Origin of the sequence: Caballeronia sp. LZ043, assembly GCF_031451075.1 — a bacterium.
Taxonomy (GTDB): Bacteria; Pseudomonadota; Gammaproteobacteria; order Burkholderiales; family Burkholderiaceae; genus Caballeronia.
Genome location: NZ_JARUXT010000004.1, coordinates 1,087,278 through 1,108,594 on the forward strand (window position 1 = coordinate 1,087,278; position 21,317 = coordinate 1,108,594).

Annotated in this window: 16 protein-coding genes and 1 pseudogene; 9 read left to right on the top strand and 8 right to left on the bottom strand. The window is 65.3% G+C overall.

The genetic code is table 11. The features are described from left to right. Positions 1-132: 132 nt before the first annotated feature. Entirely contained in the window at positions 133-1,653 is a 1,521-nt protein-coding gene (locus QCE64_RS32550) for an MFS transporter (RefSeq protein ID WP_309927543.1), read from the bottom strand. Positions 1,654-1,941: 288 nt separating this feature from the next. On the opposite strand from QCE64_RS32550, the gene QCE64_RS32555 reads away from it, so the two are divergent. The 3 genes from QCE64_RS32555 to QCE64_RS32565 all read left to right on the top strand — a co-directional run bounded on the left by QCE64_RS32555 (position 1,942) and on the right by QCE64_RS32565 (position 4,674). Then, positions 1,942-2,427 (top strand): universal stress protein, encoded by a 486-nt coding sequence (locus QCE64_RS32555; RefSeq protein WP_309926814.1) that lies wholly within the window; start codon positions 1,942-1,944, stop codon positions 2,425-2,427. 102 nt (positions 2,428-2,529) lie between these two features. Beyond that, on the top strand, positions 2,530-3,249 hold the full coding sequence (locus tag QCE64_RS32560; protein ID WP_309935077.1) for a helix-turn-helix domain-containing protein: 720 nt from the start codon (positions 2,530-2,532) through the stop codon (positions 3,247-3,249). Positions 3,250-3,387: 138 nt separating this feature from the next. Continuing rightward, positions 3,388-4,674: an SUMF1/EgtB/PvdO family nonheme iron enzyme gene (locus QCE64_RS32565; protein ID WP_309926820.1), complete on the top strand. Its 1,287-nt coding sequence runs from the start codon at positions 3,388-3,390 to the stop codon at positions 4,672-4,674. 18 nt (positions 4,675-4,692) lie between these two features. Here the strand turns inward: QCE64_RS32565 and QCE64_RS32570 are convergent, their stop codons facing one another. After that, positions 4,693-5,547, bottom strand: coding sequence for an NAD(P)-dependent oxidoreductase (locus QCE64_RS32570; protein ID WP_310008266.1), 855 nt, complete (start codon positions 5,545-5,547; stop codon positions 4,693-4,695). 85 nt (positions 5,548-5,632) lie between these two features. On the opposite strand from QCE64_RS32570, the gene QCE64_RS32575 reads away from it, so the two are divergent. Further along, entirely contained in the window at positions 5,633-6,232 is a 600-nt protein-coding gene (locus tag QCE64_RS32575) for a TetR/AcrR family transcriptional regulator (protein ID WP_310008267.1), read from the top strand. 17 nt (positions 6,233-6,249) lie between these two features. On the opposite strand, the gene QCE64_RS32580 is transcribed toward QCE64_RS32575, so the two are convergent. Further along, complete coding sequence (locus tag QCE64_RS32580) at positions 6,250-7,038, bottom strand: alpha/beta hydrolase (RefSeq protein ID WP_310008269.1); 789 nt, start codon at positions 7,036-7,038, stop codon at positions 6,250-6,252. 113 nt (positions 7,039-7,151) lie between these two features. Here QCE64_RS32580 and QCE64_RS32585 point away from each other — a divergent pair, with 113 nt between their 5' ends. Then, positions 7,152-8,048, top strand: coding sequence for a LysR family transcriptional regulator (locus QCE64_RS32585; RefSeq protein ID WP_309935085.1), 897 nt, complete (start codon positions 7,152-7,154; stop codon positions 8,046-8,048). A gap of 3 nt (positions 8,049-8,051) precedes the next feature. Here the strand turns inward: QCE64_RS32585 and QCE64_RS32590 are convergent, their stop codons facing one another. Next, positions 8,052-8,966, bottom strand: a complete 915-nt coding sequence (locus tag QCE64_RS32590; protein WP_309935087.1) for a LysR family transcriptional regulator — start codon at positions 8,964-8,966, stop codon at positions 8,052-8,054. Positions 8,967-9,087: 121 nt separating this feature from the next. Between QCE64_RS32590 and QCE64_RS32595 the strand changes: the two genes are divergently transcribed. From QCE64_RS32595 to QCE64_RS32605, 3 genes are read left to right on the top strand one after another with little or no spacing between them, the layout of a single operon-like run. Beyond that, complete coding sequence (locus QCE64_RS32595) at positions 9,088-10,515, top strand: M20 family metallopeptidase (protein WP_309926834.1); 1,428 nt, start codon at positions 9,088-9,090, stop codon at positions 10,513-10,515. 9 nt (positions 10,516-10,524) lie between these two features. After that, the gene (locus QCE64_RS32600; RefSeq protein ID WP_309926836.1) at positions 10,525-11,817 is read left to right on the top strand and encodes an MFS transporter; all 1,293 of its coding nucleotides are present in this window, start codon (positions 10,525-10,527) and stop codon (positions 11,815-11,817) included. A gap of 20 nt (positions 11,818-11,837) precedes the next feature. Beyond that, positions 11,838-12,893 carry a serine hydrolase gene (locus QCE64_RS32605; RefSeq protein WP_310008634.1) on the top strand — a complete coding sequence of 352 codons (1,056 nt, stop codon included), beginning with the start codon at positions 11,838-11,840 and terminating at the stop codon, positions 12,891-12,893. 57 nt (positions 12,894-12,950) lie between these two features. Here QCE64_RS32605 and QCE64_RS32610 read toward each other — a convergent pair. The 3 genes and pseudogenes from QCE64_RS32610 to QCE64_RS32620 all read right to left on the bottom strand — a co-directional run. After that, a pseudogene (locus tag QCE64_RS32610) lies at positions 12,951-15,098 on the bottom strand (ATP-binding protein); the annotation flags it as partial. A gap of 23 nt (positions 15,099-15,121) precedes the next feature. Further along, complete coding sequence (locus tag QCE64_RS32615) at positions 15,122-16,087, bottom strand: 2-hydroxyacid dehydrogenase (protein ID WP_309926844.1); 966 nt, start codon at positions 16,085-16,087, stop codon at positions 15,122-15,124. 41 nt (positions 16,088-16,128) lie between these two features. After that, the gene (locus QCE64_RS32620) at positions 16,129-17,484 is read right to left on the bottom strand and encodes an MFS transporter (protein WP_310008272.1); all 1,356 of its coding nucleotides are present in this window, start codon (positions 17,482-17,484) and stop codon (positions 16,129-16,131) included. Positions 17,485-17,618: 134 nt separating this feature from the next. Here QCE64_RS32620 and QCE64_RS32625 point away from each other — a divergent pair, with 134 nt between their 5' ends. Next, positions 17,619-18,770, top strand: a complete 1,152-nt coding sequence (locus tag QCE64_RS32625; protein WP_310008273.1) for a citrate synthase family protein — start codon at positions 17,619-17,621, stop codon at positions 18,768-18,770. 93 nt (positions 18,771-18,863) lie between these two features. Here the strand turns inward: QCE64_RS32625 and QCE64_RS32630 are convergent, their stop codons facing one another. After that, on the bottom strand, positions 18,864-21,077 hold the full coding sequence (locus QCE64_RS32630) for a TonB-dependent receptor (RefSeq protein ID WP_404987728.1): 2,214 nt from the start codon (positions 21,075-21,077) through the stop codon (positions 18,864-18,866). Between the last annotated feature and the right edge of the window lie 240 nt (positions 21,078-21,317).

Here is a 21,317-nt window from a genome sequence, read left to right on the forward strand (position 1 = left end):
TGCGCCAGGCGTTCCATGCAATCCGCGATGGAAAGGGGTGAAGCAAACGCGATGCACGGTCGCGGCGGCCAGACGTGCACACCTGCACCAGGCAGAAGCTACAGGCCCTGAGAACGGCGCGTCAATGCGGGCTCAGGCCTTCGCCGCCGGCTTGCGGAACGTGATGTGCGCGATGCGCCGCACCAGCAGCACCGCGACCAGCGCGGCGACGGCCGTCAGCATCACGCCGATGTGAATCGACTGCACGAGGGCGTCGCGGGCGGCGTCGAACAGCGCGGGCGCGTCCAGGCCGGCTGCGTTGAGTTCGCCGAGCAGATGTTCGCGCAGCGCTTCGTCGACGAGAATGCGCGGATCGGCCATGCGCGGCAGCCACTGTGCCGAAACCTGCGGACCGAGCACGCTGACCGTGCGCTCGACGACGCTCGCGTAATGATGCGCGACGATCGTCCCGACAATGCTCGTGCCCATCATGCCGCCGACCATGCGGGTCGATTGCAGCAGCGCCGTGGTGATGCCGAAGCGCTCGCGGCCCGCGATCTCCTGCCCGAAGATGTTCATGTTGTTGAGGATGAAGCCCAGGCCGATGCCGATGGCGGCCATCGGCAGTTCGATCCAGACATGGGGCGTCGAGATGCGGGCGAATGCCAGCGCAGCGGACGCGACCAGCAGCAGCGTAAAGCCGATCGACAGGATGTTCACCGGCTTCTTCATGTGAATCACGATGCGCGTGTTGATGAAGCTGCCGAGCGCGATGCACGCGGCGATGGGCGTCGCGAGCAGGCCCGCCTGCTGCGGCGACAGGCCGAAACCGCCCTGCAGCAGCAGCGGCGCGAAGAAGATCAGCGAGAACATCACGAAGCCCGCCAGGAACGACAGCGTGAAGAGCGTGTTGAGCTGGGCGTCGCGGAAGATGTCGAGCGGGATGATCGGATGCGTCGCGCGCCGCTCGCAGATCAGCAGCGCCGCCGCGCAGACCGCCACGCCCGCGCCCAGCGCGATGTTGCCGGTCGTGAAGCCGTCCTTCGGCAGCGCCTCGATCAGCGCCTGGAAGCCGCCGAGCACGAGTCCGACGAGCGCCGCGCCAGTCCAGTCGATCTTCACGCCGCCCGCGCGCGGCCGGTGCAGGTTCGGCAGGTGCGACCAGATGAAGTACAGCGCCGCGATGCCGACCGGCAGATTGACGAGGAAGGTCGAGCGCCAGCCCCAGTGCTCGCTCATCCAGCCGCCGAGCGAAGGCCCGGCCGCCGTGCCGATGCCATACGCCGCCGCGAGCACCACCTGCCAGCGCACGCGGGTGCGCGGATCGGGAAACAGGTCGGGAATCGAGGCGAACGCCGTGCCCACCATCATGCCGCCGCCCACGCCTTGCAGGCCGCGCGCGAGCACGAGGAACAGCATGTTCGGCGCGAGTCCGCACAAGACGGAGGCCAGCGTGAACACGATCACCGCCGCCACCACGAAGCGCTTGCGCCCGAAGTAGTCGCCGAGCCGTCCAAACACTGGCACCGTCACCACCGACGCCAGCAGATAGGCGCTCGCGATCCACGCGTAGAACTCGAAGCCGTGCAGCTCGGCCACGATCGACGGCAAGGCCGTGCTGACCACGGTCTGGTCGAGCGCGACCAGCATGTTGACGAGGCCGATGCCGAGCATCGCGTAGAGGGCGGTTCTGAAAGCGAGGGCGGGTGCGGCGGGCGGCGTCTGGGTCACGGTGAGTCAGGCAGGCAGGCGGAAGAAATGCTACAAGGAGATCGCGGCCGCCGAATTAAGCGGCCGCTGATGCCGAGAAGGACGAATTGTACGGCCTGCCTTGCGCGGGATCGACCTTTCGCCAAAAAGCCGCACGGCACGGCAAGACGCGCGCCTTATCATCCGAAGGCACGGCGGGACATACGCATCGCCCGCCGTACGCCACTCGATCGTCTTCAGGGGGAAATCGTCATGTTCCAACGCATTCTCGTCGCCATTGACGGCAGCCGCACCTCGCAACACGCGTTCGAGGCCGCGCTCGATCTCGCCGCCACGCATCACGCGGTCATGCAGCCGTACTACGTCGTCGAGACGGGCCCCATGTACATGGACGTGCCCGGTTACGATCCGACCTCGCTGCAAAAGAGCCTGATGGAGCAAAGCGCGGAACTGGCGCGCGACACCACCGCCGCCATGCAGGCGCGCGGGATTGCCGGCGATGTGGTGACGGTGGAGGCCACCGCCAGCGATGACGTCGCGACGCTCATCATCCAGGCGGCCGCGGCCTTCAACGCCGACCTGCTGATCATGGGCACGCACGGCCGCAAGGGCTTCCGGCGGCTGATCCTCGGCAGCGTGGCCGAACGCTGCCTGCGCCAGGCGACGCTGCCGGTCTTGCTGATTCCATCCGCCGCGGGAGCCGACGAGGAAGCCGACGAGAAAGCCGCGGACGCCTGATGTAAAAATTGCTGTACGGGTTGCAGCCTGCGTCAATTTTCCACGCTGGGGGCGGAAAGCAGCGTGGGAAAATCGTTTGTCTTTCATCAATAAACGAAGCCCATGAGCGCACTGTCCGACACCCACCGCGCGCGGCGCAACGCGGCAAATTGCTCCACCTGCGCCATGCGTCATCTCTGCATGCCTGAAGGACTCTGCACCAGCGACGTCGCCAAGCTGGAAAACATCATCTCCGTCACGCGCAAGGTCAAACGGGGCGAAGCGCTGTTTCGCGCCGGCGACCGTTTCGACGCCCTGTTCGCGCTGCGCGCCGGCTCGCTCAAGAAGGTTGTCGCGCAGGACGGCGGCCGCGAACAGGTCACCGGCCTGCTGCTGGCCGGTGACGCGGTCGGCTTCGAGAGCATCGAGGAAGGCGTGCATACCTGCGACGCCGTCGCGCTGGAGGACAGCACCGTGTGCGTGGTGCCCTACCCGCTGTTCGAGCGCATGTGCCGCGAGACCGACGCCTTGCAGAAGCGCCTGCACCGCATGATGAGTCACGCGCTGAACCGGGAAGTGAATCACGTCGTCAGGCTCGGCATGCTGCGCGCCGACGAACGCGTCGCGCGCCTGCTGCTCGACATTTCCTCGCGACTTTCGCGGCGGGGTTATGCGGCGTCCGAGTTCACGCTGCGCATGACGCGCGACGACATGGGCAGCTATCTCGGCATGACGCTCGAAACCGTGAGCCGCACGCTGTCGCGCTTCGACCGCTCGGGGCTGATCGAAACGCAGGGCAAATTCATCCGCATCCGCGACTTCGACGGCCTGCGCGCCGTCTGATCTCCGCCCCGCCTGGCGCGGATCCGCCGCCGATTGTTTCCAGAGTGAGAATAATCGGCGCTCATTTTTCAGTTGGCACGCTGCTCGCTACGCATTAGGCTCTTTAGCCTAGCTGGCCTGCCAAGGAGAATGAGCGAGATGAATCGCGAACCTTCACTGCGTCACCCTCTGCTCGAACGCCTCGCCGAGGCCCGACGCGTCACCGACGAACTTTTCGGCGTCGTCAAGCCCGAACATCTGTATGACAGGCCGATTGCCGAGCGGCATCGGATCGTGTTCTACATCGGGCATCTGGAAGCCTTCGACCGCAATCTGTTCGACCAGCGCCTGTTCGACCTGCCGAGCCCGAATCCCGCCTACGACCAGCTGTTCGCGTTCGGCATCGATCCGGTGGACGGCGGCCTGCCCACCGATCAACCCGCCGACTGGCCCACGCTCGACGAAGTGCGCGCCTATCGCGACACGGTACGGGCGGCGATCGACGCCTGTTTCGATCCGGTCGAACTGGCGGCAGCCCCGCTTTCTCCGGACGAATCACCCGCGCAACTGCTCGAAGTCGCCATCGAGCATCGTCTGATGCATGCGGAAACGCTCGCGTACATGCTGCATCAATTGCCGGTCGATAGAAAAATTGCGCCGTCCGATGCGTTGTCGGACCGCAGCTCGGACCGTCCGCTCGCGCACGAAAGCGTGCGCGTGCCGGCCGGTACGGTGACGCTGGGTCTGGCGCGCGACAGCGGCCTGTTCGGCTGGGACAACGAATTCGGTGAACAGCGCGTCGACGTGCCCGCGTTCGAGATCGACCGCCACATGGTCACGAACGGCGACTGGCTGCGTTTCATCGAGGCCGGCGGTTATTCGAACCGCGCCGTCTGGGACGATGCCGACTGGGCATGGAAGGAAGAACAGCGCATCGCGCATCCGGCCTTCTGGATTCCGTCGGGCGCCGCGTGGACGCTTCGCACGATGTTCGACGAGATCGCGCTGCCGCTCGACTGGCCGGTGTTCGTGAGTCATGCCGAGGCGAAGGCTTATGCCCGCTGGGCTGGCAAGAAGCTGCCGAGCGAGGCGCAATGGCAGCGCGCGGCCTCGGGTGCGCCGCATGTCGCGGAAGGCAACTTCGATTTCCGCCGCTGGGATCCGTCGCCGGTACAGGCGCATCCGGACAACCGCAGCGAATTCGGCGTGGAAGGCCAGTTCGGCAATGGCTGGGAATGGACCTCGACGGAATTCGCGCCGCTGGACGGCTTCGAACCGTTTCCGTTCTACCTGGGCTATTCGGCCAACTTCTTCGACGGCAAGCACTTCGTCATCAAGGGCGGCTCGCCGCGCACGGCCGCCTGCATGCTGCGGCCGAGCTTCCGCAACTGGTTCCAGGGGCATTACCAGTATGTGTACGCCGGATTCAGGTGCGTCAACGCGTGATCAGCGCAGCCGCTTCGATCACTTCCCCGGCGCGGCAATCGTGAATGCCGCCATCGCCGACCAGTCCCGTTCGCCGAAGCCCGCCTCGACGGTTTCGCGCATGCGGCCATGCACGGCGGACAGCATCGGCAGGATGCGGCCGGCATCGTCCGCGGCTTCCGATGCAAGCCGCAAGTCCTTCAGCCCGAGCGTCGCCTTGAAGCCGGGCTCGTAGTTTTCGTTCGCGATGTTCGCCGAATAGACCTGATACGAACGGCTGCCGAACAGCGTGTTCAGGATCACGTCGAAGAAGCGTTCGCGCGGCAGCCCGTTCGCCTCGGTCAGCACCACGGCTTCGGCCATCGCTTCGATCGCCATCGTGATCATCATGTTGCAGGCGATCTTCGCGGCGTTCGCAGTCGGCGCATGATCGCCCATGTCCCAGATGCGTCCGCCGATCACTTCAAGCAGCGGACGCACCTTCGCCAATGCATCGGGCGGTCCTCCTGCCAGCACGTTGAGTTCGCCTTTCGCCGCTACGTCGGGGCGTCCGAGCACCGGCGCGGAAACATACGCGATGCCCGCCGCCTCGTGCGCCGCGACCAGCTCGCGCGCGAACGCCACCGAGATCGTCGATGAAAGCACGTGCACCAATCCGGGTCTTGCGTGAGCGAGCACGTTGGGGACGAGCAACGTCGAGCGAATGGCGTCGTCGTCTGCGAGCATGGTGAAGACCGCGTCGCTCTGAAAAGCTTCAGCGGGCGATGCCACCATCGTGACGCCTTCAACGAATCCGCCCGAACGGTTCCATGCCTTCACCGCATGTCCCGCGCGCGCCAGATTGCGCGCCATGGCGCGTCCCATCGCGCCCAGTCCGATCATGCCGATTTCCATGACATCGCTCCTGTTGTCAAGCAGCTTGAATTAAACTAGTGGCCACTATATATTTCCGGAAACCGGGCCGCAAGGAGTTTTGATAGTGACCACTATTTTAAAAAGGGAAGTGAAGCCGGGGCGCGGGCGTCCACGCGCCTTCGATCCCGACGCGGCGCTCGCAATCGGCCAGCGCATGTTCCATGCGGCCGGCTACGATGCCGTGGGCCTGAGCGCGCTCACGGATGCGCTCGGCGTCACGCCGCCGAGTTTCTATACGGCGTTCGGCAGCAAGGCGGCGTTTTTCGAGCACGTGCTGGCGCGCTATGCGGGCAGCGAACTTGCGCTGACGGAGATCCTGCGTGAGGGTCGACCGCCTGTCGAAGCCCTTGCGGATCTGCTCGAACGCGCGGCCCGGCGTTATGCACGCGATCCCGAATGCACCGGCTGCCTCGTGCTGGAAAGCGCGCGCGGCAACGGCGACAGTGAAAGTGCTTCACTCGCGCGACAAGCTGCTGAACGTCGTCGGGCGCAGATCCGCAAATTCGTCGCGAAGACGCATCCGCGTCAGGCGAACGGCGCGACGGACTATGTGTCGGTGGTGATGTCCGGCTTGTCGGGCTGCGCGCGCGAGGGCATGAGCGCGGCGCGGCTCGTGAAGGTCGCGAAGGCCGCTGCGACGGGGCTGCGCGAGTTGCTCGCATAACCTTACCTGCGCTTGCGCTAACGGCCGTCCCCGACCGCTTCCGCAAAGCGCGCAATGATGGCCGCCAGTTCGCCGGGCGCTTCCAGCGGCGAAAGATGTCCCGTGCCCGGCAGGATGTGCATCGTCGCTTGCGGAATGCGGTGCATCAGTTCCGCGCGCAGCGTGTCGGGCGGGTCCACTTGATCGAGTTCGCCGGAGACGACGATCACCGGCACGTCGATCGCGCCCGCCGTCACACCGATGTCTTCGCGCATCGCCACGTTCGGCCACGCCAGCTTCGCCTGCGGCGCGCCTTTCAGACTGTCCTCGATGACCTGCTCACGCCGCGCGGCATCGAGCGGTCTTGCGGTCAGCACGTGATCGATGACGAACTCCACCGCTTCGCGCGACTGATACGCGCCGGCCAGAGTCTCGCGCTGTTCATCGGGAAGGAGGGTCGGCGTCGGCGGAGAAGGCGCGACGAGCACCAGACCTGCGAGCCCGCACGGCCTGCGCGATGCAATCAATTGCGCGACCTTGCCGCCCATCGAATGGCCGACGATCACATAGCGTGTCAGGCGCAGCGCGTCGATGACACCTTCGGCGTCGGCGGCGAGATCGGCGATGCGATAGCCATCGGCGGGCGAGCTGGAAGCGCCCCAGCCGCGATGATCCGTCGCCACGGTTCGGAAGCGCTTGCTCAGATCGCCGGCAACCGCATTCCAGGTGCGCGACGAGCCGCCATAGTAGTGCAGGAACACCAAGGCGAGCCCGCCGCTTCCCCGTTCCTCGACGTGTATCCGCACGCCGTTCGTATCGATGTCCATGATCCGAGTCCTTTTCCGGAGGTTGAGTTTGCATTCTGGAATCAATCGCCCGGATTGATAATTGACGCTTTCCTATTGACAGTCGATAATCAAATTATCGAATGGGAGGGCGTATGGACCGGCTCATGAGCCTCAGCGTGTTCGTCGCCGCAGTGGAGGAAGGCAGCTTCGCAGCGGCTGCGCGCCGTTTCGGCTTATCGGCGGCGATGGCGGGCAAGCACGTCAGCGCCATCGAAGCCGAACTGAACGCGCGCCTGCTGCAACGGACCACCCGGCGCCTGAGCCTGACCGACATCGGCCAGACCTACTACGAGCGTGCCCGGCGCATTCTCGAGGCCTATGACGAGGCGAATCGCGAGGCCAGCGACGCTCAAGGCACCGCGCGCGGCGTGTTGCGCGTGGCCGCGCCCGTGAGCTTCGGCGCGCTGCATCTGGGCGGCGTGCTGGCGCGCTTTCTGGAGACGCATCCGCATGTCAACGTGGAAGTGCAGCTGGCCGATCGCTACATCGATCTGATCGAGGCGGGCGTGGACGTTGCCATCCGCATCGGACGCCTGCAAGATCCGCAGCTCGTGACGCGCAAGCTTGCGCCATGCCGAATGGTGGTGTGTGCATCGCCGGCCTGGCTGAAGCAGTACGGCACGCCGCGCCATCCCGACGATCTGCGGCAAGCGCCGCGCCTTGCCTTCAGCGAAGCCGTGTCGGCAAACGACTGGACACTGCTCGACGCGGACCAGCGCGCGCATGTCATCGACGGCCCGTGCCGCATGGCCGCCAACGACATGCAGATACTGCTGGCCGCCGCCCTTGCCGGTGCGGGCATCGCATATGGTCCCGCCTTCGTGTTCGGCGATGCGATTGCGCGCGGCGATCTGATCGCGCTGCTGCCGGACTATCGCGCGGCCGACCTCACGATTCAAGCCGTCTATCCGAGCACGAGGCACATACCGGTCAAGGTCAGGCGTTTTGTCGACTGTCTTGCTGAAACGCCGTGGGAACGGTGGGCGTGACGCTCACGACCCCGGCTCCATCACCTCCGGCTTGTCGATCGCCTCCTTCAGCAACTCGACGAACGCCTGCACCGGCTGCGGCAGAAGCCGCCCCGCCATCGTCTGCACTTGCAGGCTGCGCTGATGCAGTTCGGGATTGCTCAACGAAATCGCCGCGAGCCCGTCGGTATCGAGCCGGCCGCGCACGGTGACATAGCCGGTCAGCGTGATCGCATCCGTACGCCGCACGAAGCTCTGTAGCGCCACGTGGTAGTTGCTCGTGAACACTGGCTCGAACACCAGTCCTTCGAGACTGCATGCAATGTCGAACAGTTGCCGCAGCGTCACGCCCTGACTGTGCATCGCAAGCGGCCACTTCAGGAGATCGGCGAGCGACAGCATCGATTGCGAAGCCAGCGGATGACCCCGCCGCATCAGCGCATAAACCGGCGCGCGCTGAGCATAGTGAACCTGCACGTTTTCTTCAGGCGCCATGCTGAAGCACACGGCAATGTCGTGTGTGCCGTCGCGCACGCGCTGGGTCGCGATGGACGGCGCCGAGACATCGAGCGCGAAATGCGCGCGCGGATGCGTGCTGCGAAAATGCGCGAACAGCTGCGGCAGGAAGTCCGGCGCGACGCCCTCCGAAGCCGCGATACGGATGGTCGCGCGGCCGCTGGCGCTGAGTCCCATGATCTCCTCGACCACGCGCTCTTCCTCCAACTGGCTGCGCCGCGCGTGATTCGCGAGCAAACGTCCTGCGTCGGTGAGCACCATGCCGCGCGGACGCCGCTCGAACAGCGGCGTTCCCACCTGTTCTTCCAGCTTGCCGATCTGCCGGCTCAACGCCGAGGTCGCCACGAACAAGCGCTCGGACGCCTTGCTCAGCGAACCGCTTTTGACGACTTCAAGGAAATAGCGCAAAGCGGTCTGATCCATGAGCTTTCAGAACGTAATCACCTTGCCGAAATGGCAACGGTCGCAGTGAAATATTGTAATTGTTCAGAAATATCGGCGAGGTCAGCATGGGTCGTCATCGAACCTACTGGACAGAGACGACGTGAGCCGCGATACCGCCATTCAGCTTGCCGCCCGCCATTTCGACTCGGGCGCGTTCCTCGAAGACCTGCAGCGCCGCGTCGCGCATCGCACGGACAGTCAGGAGGCCGACAGCGGCGCGCGCCTGCGCGCCTATCTCACCGACGACCTGATGCCGACGCTCGACGCGTGGGGCTTCACCTGCCGCATCGCCGAGAATCCGCACGAGGGCGCCGGGCCGTTCCTGATCGCGCACCGGCACGAGAGCGACGACCTGCCGACGGTGCTGAGCTACGGTCACGGCGACGTCGTGCGCGGCTACGATGCGCAATGGCGCACGGGCCTCTCGCCGTGGGAAGTAAAGGTGGAAGGCGAGCGCTGGTACGGACGCGGCACCGCCGACAACAAAGGCCAGCACAGCATCAATCTCGCCGCGTTGAAGGCCGTGCTCGACGCGCGCGGCGGCAAGCTCGGCTTCAATCTGAAGCTCTTGTTCGAGACCGGCGAGGAAGTCGGCTCGCCAGGGCTGTGGGCGATCTGCGAGCAGTTGCGCGATGAACTCGCGGCCGACGTGCTGATCGCCTCAGATGGTCCGCGTCTCGCCGCACATCGTCCGACGCTGTTCCTCGGCTCGCGCGGCGTCCTCAATTTCCGGCTCGACGTGAAGCTGCGCGACGGCGCGCATCATTCGGGCAACTGGGGCGGCCTGCTGCGCAATCCGGCCGTGGTGCTCGCCAACGCCATCGCCTCGATGGTCGATGCACGCGGCAAGATCCTGATCGAAGGACTGCGTCCGCCGCCGATTCCGGATTCGGTGCGGCGCGCGTTGCAGGACATCGAAGTGGGCGGCAATCCGGGCGAGCCGGAAGTCGATGCCGACTACGGCGAGCCCGGACTCACGCCAGCCGAACGCGTGTTCGGCTGGAACAACATCGAAGTGCTGGCCTTCAAGACCGGCAACCCCGAGAAGCCCGTCAACGCGATTCCCGACCGCGCCTTCGCGCACATGCAGATCCGCTTTGTCGTCGGCACGGACTGGCTCAATCTGCGCGACATCGTGCGCCGCCATCTCGATGCGCACGGCTTTCCGCTGGTCGAGGTCGAGATCGAACGCGGCATGCCGGCCACGCGGGTCGATCCCGACAATCCCTGGGTCCAATGGGCGTTGCGCTCACTCACCGAGACCACGGGTGCTACGCCCGTGCTGCTGCCCAATCTCGGCGGCACGCTGCCCAACGACGTCTTCGCCGACATTCTCCGCATGCCCACGCTCTGGGTGCCGCATTCGTATCCCGGCTGTTCGCAACATGCGCCGGACGAGCATCTGCTCGGGCCTGTCGTCTCCGAAGGCCTGCGCATCATGGCCGGCCTGTTCTGGGATCTCGGCGCGCGCGAAGGCGACGCAGCCGCGATCAATCCCGCGTTTCATCTTCCCCGCCAAGCGAAGTGAGGCTTCTTCATGAGCACTGATTCCGTCGGCATGACCCAGCCCGCCTCCGGGCAGGCCGAGCAGAGCAAGATTGCGCGGCTCATCGTCGCGACCTCGATCGGCAATGCGCTGGAGTTCTACGACCTCGTCGTGTACGGCTACTTCGCCGGGATTCTCTCGAAGCTGTTCTTCCCAGCGCAGGACCATACGGTCTCGCTGCTGCTGACGCTCGGCACCTTCGCGCTGTCGTATCTCGCGCGGCCCGTCGGCGCGCTCGTGCTCGGCTCGTACGGCGACCGGCACGGCCGCAAGGCCGCGCTGACGCTGTCCATCGCGATGATGACCATCGGCACCGGCATCGTCGCGCTGATGCCGCCGTATGCAACCATCGGCATCGCGGCGCCGATCCTCATATTCGCGTCGCGCCTGCTGCAAGGCTTCTCGGCGGGCGGCGAGTTCGGCAGTTCGACAGCCTTCCTCGTCGAGCACAAGCCGGAACGCAGCGGCTTCATGTCGAGCTGGCAGTTCTCCAGTCAGGGCGCGAGCACGCTGCTCGCCTCGCTGTTCGGCGCGGTCCTCACGAGCACGCTGACGCCCGCACAACTCGAAGGCTGGGGCTGGCGCATCCCGTTCCTGTTCGGCATGCTGATCGGGCCGATCGGGCTGTATATCCGCCGCCGCATGGACGAGACGCCGGAGTTCGAGCACGCAGAGAAGCTCGCCTCGCCCGTGCGTGTGATGCTCGCCACGCAGAAGGAACGGCTGCTGGTCTCCATCGGCTCGCTGATCCTCACGACCACGGCCAACTACATGCTGCTCTACATGCCGACCTACGCCACGCGGCAACTCGGGCTGTCGCCTTCGTCGGGCTTCATCGCGACGCTTTCGGCGGGCTTCATCATGATGGTGCTCGTGCCGGTGGTCGGGCATCTGTCGGACAAGTACGGGCGTTATCGCATCATGATCACGACCGGCGTGGTGTTCTTCCTGACCGTGTATCCGGCCTTCATGTTCATGAACGCGCATCCTTCGCTGCCGACGCTCATTGCGGCCGTCGTCTGGGTCGCGTTGCTCAAGGCCACCTACTTCGCGCCCATTCCCGCGCTGATGGCCGAGCTGTTCCCCACCGCCACCCGCACGACCGGCATGGCCTTCGGCTATAACATCGGCACCACGGTGTTCGGCGGCTTCACGCCGCTCGCCGTGGCGTCGCTGATCGCCGTCACGCACAACAATCTCGCGCCCGGCCTGTATCTGATGATCGCGGCCGTCCTGAGCCTGTTCACCCTGGTGTGGGCAAAGCGGCGCCTGAACATTCGTTGAGTACCGAAGGAGTCAGCAGCATGAATGAGGCTTTGCAGCGCGCGATCCGCTTTTCGATCGACCATGAATCCGCCTGGGATCGCAAGGTCGACGGCAACTGGGGCGTGCATGTCAACGATCCGCCGCCGTGGAACCGGCTGCTCGGTCCCGTCCATGATCGCGGCGGCGTGTCGGGGGCCATCGCTCTCGATGGCAAGCTCATCGCCAGTTGGGGCGAGCCGGACCGCGCGGATCTCACGTTCAGCATCGCCAAGACGTATCTCGCGCTGCTCGCGGGCGTCGCGTTCGATCGCGGCCTGCTGCCCGATCCCGACGAACCCGTGCGCGAACGCATTCGCGGCATCGGCTTCGACGATGCGCACAACGCGCAGGTTACCTGGACGCAATTGCTGCAGCAGACGAGCGAATGGACCGGCGAATGCTTCGGTCTTCCGGATCAGGCGGACCACTATCGCGCGGTCACGTTCGGCGACCCGCCCGCCGGCAAGAAGGGCGAGCGCCGGCCTTTGAACACGCCCGGCACGTACTGGGAATACAACGACGTGCGCATCAACCAGCTTTCGCTGGCGCTGCTGCATCTGTTTCGCGAGCCGCTGCCGGAAGTCTTCCGCGCGGCCATCGCGGAGCCTTGCGGCCTCTCCGGCAAATGGAACTGGGCGGGCTATGACCACGCGTGGACCGAGATCGACGGCAAGCGCATGCAGTCCGTGCCCGGCGGCACGCATTGGGGCGCGGGCATGTCGATCAGCGCGAACGATCAGTTGAAGATCGCGCAGATGCTGCTCGACGAAGGCGTCTCGAACGGGCGGCGCGTGCTGTCGGCGGAATGGATCGCGCGCATGCGCACGCCGGTGGCGCTCGCGCCTTACTACGGCTATCTCGTGTGGCTCAACAGCGGACAGAAGATGTTCCCGCGCGTGCCGGCATCGAGCTATTTCGGCGTGGGCGCGGGCAGCTCGTTCATGTGGATCGAGCCGCAAAGCCGCCTCGCGCTGATCGTGCGCTGGCTCGACTCCGCTTACGCCGGCGAATTCTTCGGCCTCGTGCATGAGGCGCTGGAACCGCTGCGCCGATGACGCTTCAGTGCGCGGCTTCGCGGACCGGGCAACGCGGGATGTCGAAGAAAAACGGGCGCCTTCCTGGCAGTCTTCCGCGCCGATCATGCCGTCGTGTTCCTGGACGATGGACCGGCAGATGGACAGACCGAGGCCGATGCCTTCGGGTTCGGTCGTGAAGAAGGGTTCGAAGAGATGCTGCCTCGCATCCACCGAGAGCCCCGCGCCCGAATCCGTGACGGCCACCCTGAAGTAGCTGTCGCCGACGGTATCCACCGTGATCAGGATGTCCTTCCGTTCGCCCGACGCACGCTGGATCGAACGTATGGCATTCGTGATGAGGTTCATCAGGACCTGCTGCATCTGGAGGTTGTCGGCGCAGACCATCGGAGCAGGCGATGCAATGGCGGTGCGCAGCGTGATGGCGTGACGATCCAGTTCCTGACGCACGAGGGGCAGCACTTCGTAGAGGGTGTCGGCGAGATCGATCATCTTGCGTTCCGCGCGGCTCTTGCGGGCAAACGAACGAATGCGGTTGATGACGTCGTTGGTGCGCTGCGCCGACTTGACGATTTCATCGAAGCTGCGGCTCGCGTCGCCGACTGAAGGCGAGCGCCGGTCGAGCCAGCGCAAGCCCGCCTCGCCATTCGCGATGATGCTCGCGAGAAGCTGCTTCATCTCGTCGGCGATGCTGGCCGTCAGTTCCGTCAGCACCGAGAGGCGGGTCACGTGAGTGAGGTTGGTCTGTGCTTCCATCAGCGCGTTCTGCGCGTTGCGGGAGTCGGTGACGTCGGCCAGCGCGCCGACATATCCGACCGCCCCGCTCGTGGCTCGGATCGATCGCGCGACCATGCGCAGATAGCGCAGTGCGCCTGATCTCGCCGTCAGCCGGAACTCCTGCTGGATCGCGTCGTCGCTGGGTTTGTTGCGGAAGAACGCGGCGCCGACGCTTTCGACGTCATCGGCGTGGATCCTCGCGAGAATGTCCTCGATCTCGATGTCGGCGGTGTCGTCCGCGTCGAGAATGCGGCGGCACTGCGCGGAACAGTGCAGGATGCGTGAATCGATCATCCAGCTCAAGCTGCCGATGTTGCTCAGGCGCGGGGCCTCGGAGAGATGCGCCTCGCTGCGTCTGAGCGCGTCTTCCGACAGCCGCCGTTCGGTGACCTCCGCCGTGGTGCCGATATACAACCGCGGACGCTCGCCGGGCCGGCTCCATGGCCGCAACACGATCTGCAGCCGGCGCCATGCGCCGTCGGGCCGGTCGATGGAAAATTCAGTCGTGAAGATCTCGTCCTTCACATCGCTGATGATGGCCAGCCCATGCAGGCCGATGACCCGCTCACGGTCGATCGCATGCACGTGTTGCATCAGCGCGTCGAAGGTGGGAATGCCGTTGGCTACGCGCAAGCCCCAGATGTCGTACACCTGCTCCGACCACTGCATGTCGCCGGAATCGGCGTTCCAGGTCCACGCGCCCGTCTTGCTGATCCGCTGGCCCTCGGCGAGCAGCGCCTCGCTGCGCCGCAAGCGTTCCGCGGTCAGCGTGCGCTCGCGATTCTCTTGTTTGAGCGCGTCGTAGAGCCGGGCGTTTTCCATCGACACCGCAGTCTGCGCCGCCAGGATTTCGACGAGCGAGATCTTCGCGCGGTCGATCGGCGTGGATGTCGAACGGTTCTCCGCGTACAAAATGCCAGCCAGGCGGTCCTGTCTCAGTACAGGGAGAAACAGGCCCGACTTCGGACGATGAGCATGCACATACGGATCGTCCGGAAAGGCTTCGGGTTGATCGATCAGCAACCGCTCTCGGCTGTTCATGACCGTATGAGCGATCGTCATCGGCAGCAAGGCACTGAAGATTTCGTTCGCGCGACAGCTGACTTCCACGCGCTGCGGCGAGGCCACGGCTTCCGCCACCACTTCGGCAATACCGTCGATCAACAGGATCAGGACCGCCCGTTCCACGCCCAGTTTCGTCACCGCGATCCGCATGAACTTCTTGATGAGCTGCGCCCGGTTCAGTTCGCACGACAGCTCGCGCGACATCAGGATGGCTTCGGCATCGGCGCAATCCCGGGGCACGGGAATCGATTCCACCAAGTCAGGGTTCGTCAGGGCGTCTGGCGTGACGAAGCCGGCGAGCAGCGTCGATACGGCGCGGGCGATGTCAGGCAACCCGCATGTTAGGGCGAACGCCGCACGCCTTCTTTCGAAAGCGCACGGCATTTGCGGACGGACACGGAGCAGCGTTACGTGTACTGGAGTGAAGCGGTGCCCGTCGCGCGGGTGCGCGGACCGTCGATGTCGAAATGCCTGGCGAGCGCATCCACGACGTGTTCCGCCATCGCGTGACGCGTTTCGTGCGTGCCCGACCCGATATGCGGCGTCAGCACCAGCCTGCGATCGCGCAGCAGCGCCTCGGGAACCTCGGGTTCATGCTCGAAGACATCGAGCGCGGCGCCCGCCAGTCCGTCCGCCGCCAGCGCCGTGACCAGCGCGCGTTCATCCACCACCGGACCGCGCGCGATATTCACGAGGAAACCAGCCGGCCCGAGCGCGCGAATCACGTCCGCATTCACGAGATGATGCGTCGCGGGCGAAAGCGGGCACGTGAGGATCAGCATGTCGCTGTCGTGCGCGAGCCGGGTCACGTCGTCGTACCAGGGCAGCTCGACATTCTTGCGGCTCGGCCCGAAATACGCGACGGTCGAACCGAAGGCATGCAGCCGCTTCGCGATCGCCGAGCCGATCGTCCCCAGCCCGACAATGCCAACCTTCATCCGCGAAATCGAGCGTCCCAGCCGGTACTGGCTCTGCGTGAGCCATTGGCCCGAGCGCACGAAGGCATCGGCGTTCACGAAGTCGCGCGTGAGCGCCAGCGCAAGACCCACCGCCGCATTCGCCACGTCTTCCGCCAGGATGTGCGAGGTGTTTTCGATGCTCACTCCACGCGCACGCACCGCGCCGATGTCCACGTTGTCCAGGCCCGCGCTGTAACTCGAGATGATTTCCAGCGCGGGAAGCGCATCGAGGAAGGCGGCATCGATCTTCGTCTTGCGCAGCGCGATGCCGCGGATCCTGCTGCCCTGCTCTTGCAGGAACGCGTGCGCGGCGGCGGGATCGTCGGGCAGGTCGAGCACCGTGAAGTGCGTTCTCAACTCCTCGTGAGTCCACTCGGGCAGGTCGGCCGCATTGAGAATGATAGGTCGGGTCATGGTTCGGAATGAATGTTGAAGGCGCTGCCCGCCAAGGCGATTCAGGCCATTTTCACGCGCTCGATCTTGCCCATGAAGAACAGGTAGACCATCGCGGCAACGAGGCAATGCGCGGCGACGAAGTATAGTCCGGCCGTATAGCCGCCCGTCGCCTGCACGATGTAGCCAAAGACGATGGGCGTGACGATGCCGCCGATATTGCCGATGCAGTTGAAGATCGCACCGGCGAGGCCTACGGCTTCGCGCGGCGCGGTGTCGCTGACCACGGCCCAGGTGCCCGCGCCCGCCGCCGCGCCCTTGCCGAAGAAGGCCAGCGTCATCAGCAGGACGATCACGGCATTGCTTTCGACCACCGCGGACAACACGAGACTGCACCCCAGCCCCATGCCGACGATATACGGCGTCTTGCGCGCCCACGAGACGCTCCAGCCGCGCCGGATCAGCCAGTCCGAGATCGTGCCGCCCGCAATGCCCCCGACGAAGCCCGCAATGGCCGGAACCATCGTCGCGAAGCCGGCCTGCATGACGTTCATGCCGCGCGCCTGCACGAGGTAGATGGGAAACCAGGTGATGAAGAAATAGCTCAGCGCGATGGTGCAATACTGCCCGACATACGCGCACCACAGCATGCGATTGCCGAGCAGCATGCGCATGACGCCACGCGAGAGCGGCGGACGCGCCTTGAGCGACTGCTTCGAATCGATATCGATCATCGCGCCGCCCGCGATGATGTGCTCGAGTTCGCCGCTGGACACGCGCGGATGATTGCGCGGCTCATGCATGACGACGGCCCATGCGCCCGCCGCCGCGATCCCGATCACGCCGAGCGCGATGAACGGTGCGGGCCAGCCGAACTGCGACGTGAGCCAGCCGGCGAACGGCGAGAAGATCGCCACCGCGAAATACGAAGCCGATGCGAACAGCGACGTCGCCAGCCCGCGTTCCTCCTTCGGAAACCACATGACCGCGACGCGGCCGTTGGCGGGAAAGCTGGGCGCCTCGATCAGCCCGAGCGCGAAACGCAGCGCGAACAGCAGGCTCAGCGCGATCGAGAGATCCGATGTGAAGTTGCCGATGAACCCGACCAGCATCGTGGCGATGGACCACAGGATCAGCGTCGCGCCGTACATGGTCTTGGTGCCGAAGCGGTCGAGCAGCAGGCCGCCGGGAATCTGCCCGACGACATAGGCCCAGCTGAACGCGGACAGCACGTAGCCCAGCTGCACGTGATTCAGGCCGAATTCCTTCGAGATGCCGGGGCCTGCAATCGAGAGGATCGCGCGGTCCGCGTAGGCGACGGTCGCCAGCAGCAGGATCATCGCGAGAATCGAGTAACGCGTGCGCGTCGTGCGGGCCGTCGTGCCCGCTATATACTGGGTCGTCCGATCTGTTGCCACTGTCATCTCCTGTTTCCATGTCCCTGAAGCGGTCGCTTGAACGCGCCGCCCGATGCCCTTGTTCGAACTGCCGGGTCTTCCTTCGGGGTGGTGTGTTTAGCCGATTAAACCGGCGTGGTGCATGAGCGTCAATCTTGATTGATTCGATCAACGTGAAGAACTGGATCACGCAGGAAGAAGCCTGCGAAGCCCTCGGCGTGCGCAAGCAGACGCTGTACGCCTATGTCAGCCGCGGCCAGATCGAGGTGCGGGACGACCCGCAGCAGGCGAACCGCAACCTCTATCGCGCGACGGATATCGCCGGGTTGCTGAAGAAGCGCAGCCTCGGACGCGGCCGCAAGAAAATCGCGGCCAGCACGATGGCCTGGGGCGAACCGATCATCGATACGCGCATCTCCACCATTGCGCGCGGCACGCTCTATTACCGCGGCAGGGATGCGGTGCATCTGGCGGCATCGGCGAGTTTCGAGGACGCCGCGCAGCTGCTGTGGGACACGTCCGGGCCGCCGCACTTTCCCTCGTTCGAGCCGGTCGCATTCGACGGGCCCGCCGAAGCGCGGGTCTATGCGGCGCTGGCGCACGACGCCGCCCGTCCCTCGCGCGACCACGCCGACCGCTTCGGCGAAGCCGCGCGGCTCGTGGGATTGCTCGCGAGTCAGTTCTTCACATCGCGTTCGGATGAAGGGCCGCTGCACGCGCGCATCGCGGATGCGTGGGGTGTGCCGCGTCACGCCGATTTGTTGCGCCGCGTGCTGGTGCTGCTCGCGGATCAGGAGCTGACGAGTTCGTCGTTTGCGGCGCGCGTTGCGGCATCGACCGGGGCATCATTGGGCGCGAGCATGATCGCGGGACTGGCTGCGTTCTCGGGACCGATGCACGGCAACGCCATCGTGCGCGTGCGCGCCTTCATGGACGAAGCACGACGCGTTGGAACCGGAAGGGCCGTAGAGGAACGCGTCGCGCGAGGCGAACCGCTGCCGGGCTTCGGCCACGAACTCTATCCGCAAGGCGATCCGCGCGCCGCCAATCTCCTCTCCGCCTTCGACGCGCCTCACGCCGCGCGCGAGTTGATCGAATGCGTCGGGCGGCTGACGGGCACGCCGCCCGCCATCGACATCGCGCTCGCCGCGCTCGTCGAGCATTGCGCGTTGCCGGAAGGCGCGGCGTTCGCGCTGTTCTCCATTGCGCGCAGCGTCGGCTGGATGGCGCATGCCATCGAACAGATCGAGGAAGGCACGCTGCTGCGGCCGCGCGCGCATTACATCGGGCCTGCCGTCGTCGATTGAAGCGGACAACCCCGCGCCAATGAAAACACCCCGAACGCCGGATCGCCATCCGACATTCGGGGTGTGCTTTCAGCTTGCGTCTTCAGGCTACGTTCAGAAGTCCGTCGTCATCGAAAGCAGCAAGGTGCGCGGCGCGCCTTGCGTCAGATATCCGCCGATCGTCGAGGCCCAGTACGACTTGTTCGCCACGTTGAGCACACTGGCGCGGAAGGTCGTCGGCTTGCCGAACACCACGGTCGCATAGCGCGCGCCCAGGTCGAAGCGGTTCCAGTGCGGAATCGACAGCGTGTTGATCGTGTTCAGATACTGCGAACCCGTGTAGATCCAGCGCGCCGTCAGCGTGAGGCCTTGCAGCATCGGCACGTCGTATTCCGCGTTCACGTTGAACATGAAGGTCGGCACGCCGATCGGCTTGTTGCCGTCCGTCGTTCCGCTGCCGGTGTCGATCTGCGTCGCGTGGATATACGTGCCGCCGGCGATCAGGCGCACGCCCTTCACCGGCTCGCCGAACACCGACGCCTCGATGCCGCGATGGCGCTGCGTGCCGTCCGCGACGAAGAAGTTGGCCGCGTTCGTGTAGGTCAGCGGCTTCTCGATCTGGAATGCCGCGACCGTCGCGCCGTACTGGCCGTTGTCGTACTTCGCGCCGACTTCCCACTGCTTCGACTTCTCCGGCGGCAGCAGTTGTCCCGTGTTGGCCGCGGTGGACGGCGCCGAATCGCCGATGGTCAGCGCTTCGCTGCGGTTCGCGAACAAGGAGACGTTCTGCCACGGCTTCACGACGAGGCCGAACAACGGCGTCGTGACCGAATCGTTATAGGCTTCGGTCTGCTTGCCGGTGTAGTCGAAGTTGTTCGCGTGCAGGTCCTGATGACGCACGCCGACCGTGAACAGCACGCGGTCGTTCAGGAAGCCGAGCGTATCCGACACCGACACACTGCGCAGCAGGCTCAGCGAGACGGTCTGCGGGTCGCCGAGATCGCCTGCCGAACCGACGGTCGCCGGATACGGCACGCGCGGCGTGTCGTAGATGCTCGACGGGAACGAGCTGCTGTAGGTGTAGGCGGACATCGAGTCGACGCGCACGATCGACGCGCCCGCCGTCACGAAGTGCGACACAGGGCCCGTGTTGAAGCGGCCGCGCACGCCGGCTTCGGCGGAGCTGCCGTCTTCCTTGTGCGGCACGCCGAGGCGCGACTGCGTGATGCCGGTCGTGTTGATGCTCGGCGACGCATATTCGCCGTGCTCGTCCGTGTGGCGCATGCCGCCCGCGACATACGCGGTCCAGCCGGGCAGGAAGTCGTACTCGGCGCGCAGGATGCCGACCGTGTCCTCGATCGAGCTGTAGCCCCACGACTGGCCGTAGTTGTAGGTCGCGGCGGGCGGCGCCGGGACATAGTTGGCGTAGTCATAGACGGTCGAACGTCCGCCGTTGATGCGCTGCCGCTGATACAGGAAGTCGGCGTACAGACGCAGCTTGTCGCCGCGCCAGTCGAGCGAGACGGCCGTGGTGTTGTCGCGCTTGTGCTCGCCGTCGATCGCCGTTTCACCATCGTGATTCGCCTGATTCACGCGAATGCCGAACTGGCCTTCGCTGCCGAATCGACGGCCCACGTCCACGTGCGCGCCGATCATGCCGGACGCTTCGCCGTCCACGGTCACGCGGGTGAGCGGCTTGTCGTCGGCACGCTTCAGTTGCAGGTTGATGCCGCCGCCCACTGCCGAGCCGTTCGGCGACGCGCCGTTCAGGAACGCATTGGCGCCCTTGAACAGGTCGACGCGTTCGAGCGCATCCGTGGCCACGAGCTGACGCGGCGTGATGCCGTACAGGCCGTTCAGCGAGATGTCGTCGCCCTGGAGTTCGAAGCCGCGGATCACGTAGGTTTCGGCGAAGTTGCCGAAGCCGAACGCCGTCCGCACCGACGGATCGTTCGCCAGCACGTCGCCGATCGTGCGCGCCTGCTGGTCCTCGATCAGCTTCGATGTGTAGGTTGTCATGCTGAACGGCATGTCGAGGTTCTTCTGCTTGCCGAGCACGCCGTAATCGGCGCCGCGCGCGACCTGGCCGCCCGCGAAGGTCGGCGAGAGATCGCCGGGCAGTTGTTCCTTGCTCGCCTGCACCTTGACGGCCGGCAGCGCGCTGTCCTGGGGCGCGGCAGCCGCCGTGCCGGTACTGCCGGTATTGCTCGTATCAGCCGATTGCGCGTGAGCCGACAGGGAAAAAACCATCGCCACCGCGGCGACGATCGCGGCGCGCTGCGCCAGCACAGGCATGGCCTGCGAGGTGTAAGAACGGAATGCGGACATGAATCAGGAAAGGGCTTCGGTGATGGTCGGTCTTCCGTCCCGGGGCATCGTCTGGAATCCGGGCGGCATTGTTCTGCGTCGCAAGACCGGGCGCGCACGAGGCGCGACGGATGAGACTGGCGTTGTGCGCCGGATTATAGAGTGAATGCGAGTCGTTATCATTTATTGATTGCGCGATTTGCATCCGCGCAACATCCCACCCGGCAGAAACTACCGCGTCGAGCTTTATTCGAGGGATGG

Coding starts and splice junctions, on each gene's coding strand:
- QCE64_RS32605 (WP_310008634.1), top strand. CDS start 11,838: ATGAATGAGGCTTTGCAGCGCGCGATCCGCTTTTCGATCGACCATGAA.
- QCE64_RS32570 (WP_310008266.1), bottom strand. CDS start 5,547: ATGGAAATCGGCATGATCGGACTGGGCGCGATGGGACGCGCCATGGCG.
- QCE64_RS32630 (WP_404987728.1), bottom strand. CDS start 21,077: ATGTCCGCATTCCGTTCTTACACCTCGCAGGCCATGCCTGTGCTGGCG.
- QCE64_RS32560 (WP_309935077.1), top strand. CDS start 2,530: ATGAGCGCACTGTCCGACACCCACCGCGCGCGGCGCAACGCGGCAAAT.
- QCE64_RS32580 (WP_310008269.1), bottom strand. CDS start 7,038: ATGGACATCGATACGAACGGCGTGCGGATACACGTCGAGGAACGGGGA.
- QCE64_RS32600 (WP_309926836.1), top strand. CDS start 10,525: ATGAGCACTGATTCCGTCGGCATGACCCAGCCCGCCTCCGGGCAGGCC.
- QCE64_RS32615 (WP_309926844.1), bottom strand. CDS start 16,087: ATGACCCGACCTATCATTCTCAATGCGGCCGACCTGCCCGAGTGGACT.
- QCE64_RS32590 (WP_309935087.1), bottom strand. CDS start 8,966: ATGGATCAGACCGCTTTGCGCTATTTCCTTGAAGTCGTCAAAAGCGGT.
- QCE64_RS32565 (WP_309926820.1), top strand. CDS start 3,388: ATGAATCGCGAACCTTCACTGCGTCACCCTCTGCTCGAACGCCTCGCC.
- QCE64_RS32585 (WP_309935085.1), top strand. CDS start 7,152: ATGGACCGGCTCATGAGCCTCAGCGTGTTCGTCGCCGCAGTGGAGGAA.
- QCE64_RS32550 (WP_309927543.1), bottom strand. CDS start 1,653: ATGCTCGGCATCGGCCTCGTCAACATGCTGGTCGCGCTCGACCAGACC.
- QCE64_RS32555 (WP_309926814.1), top strand. CDS start 1,942: ATGTTCCAACGCATTCTCGTCGCCATTGACGGCAGCCGCACCTCGCAA.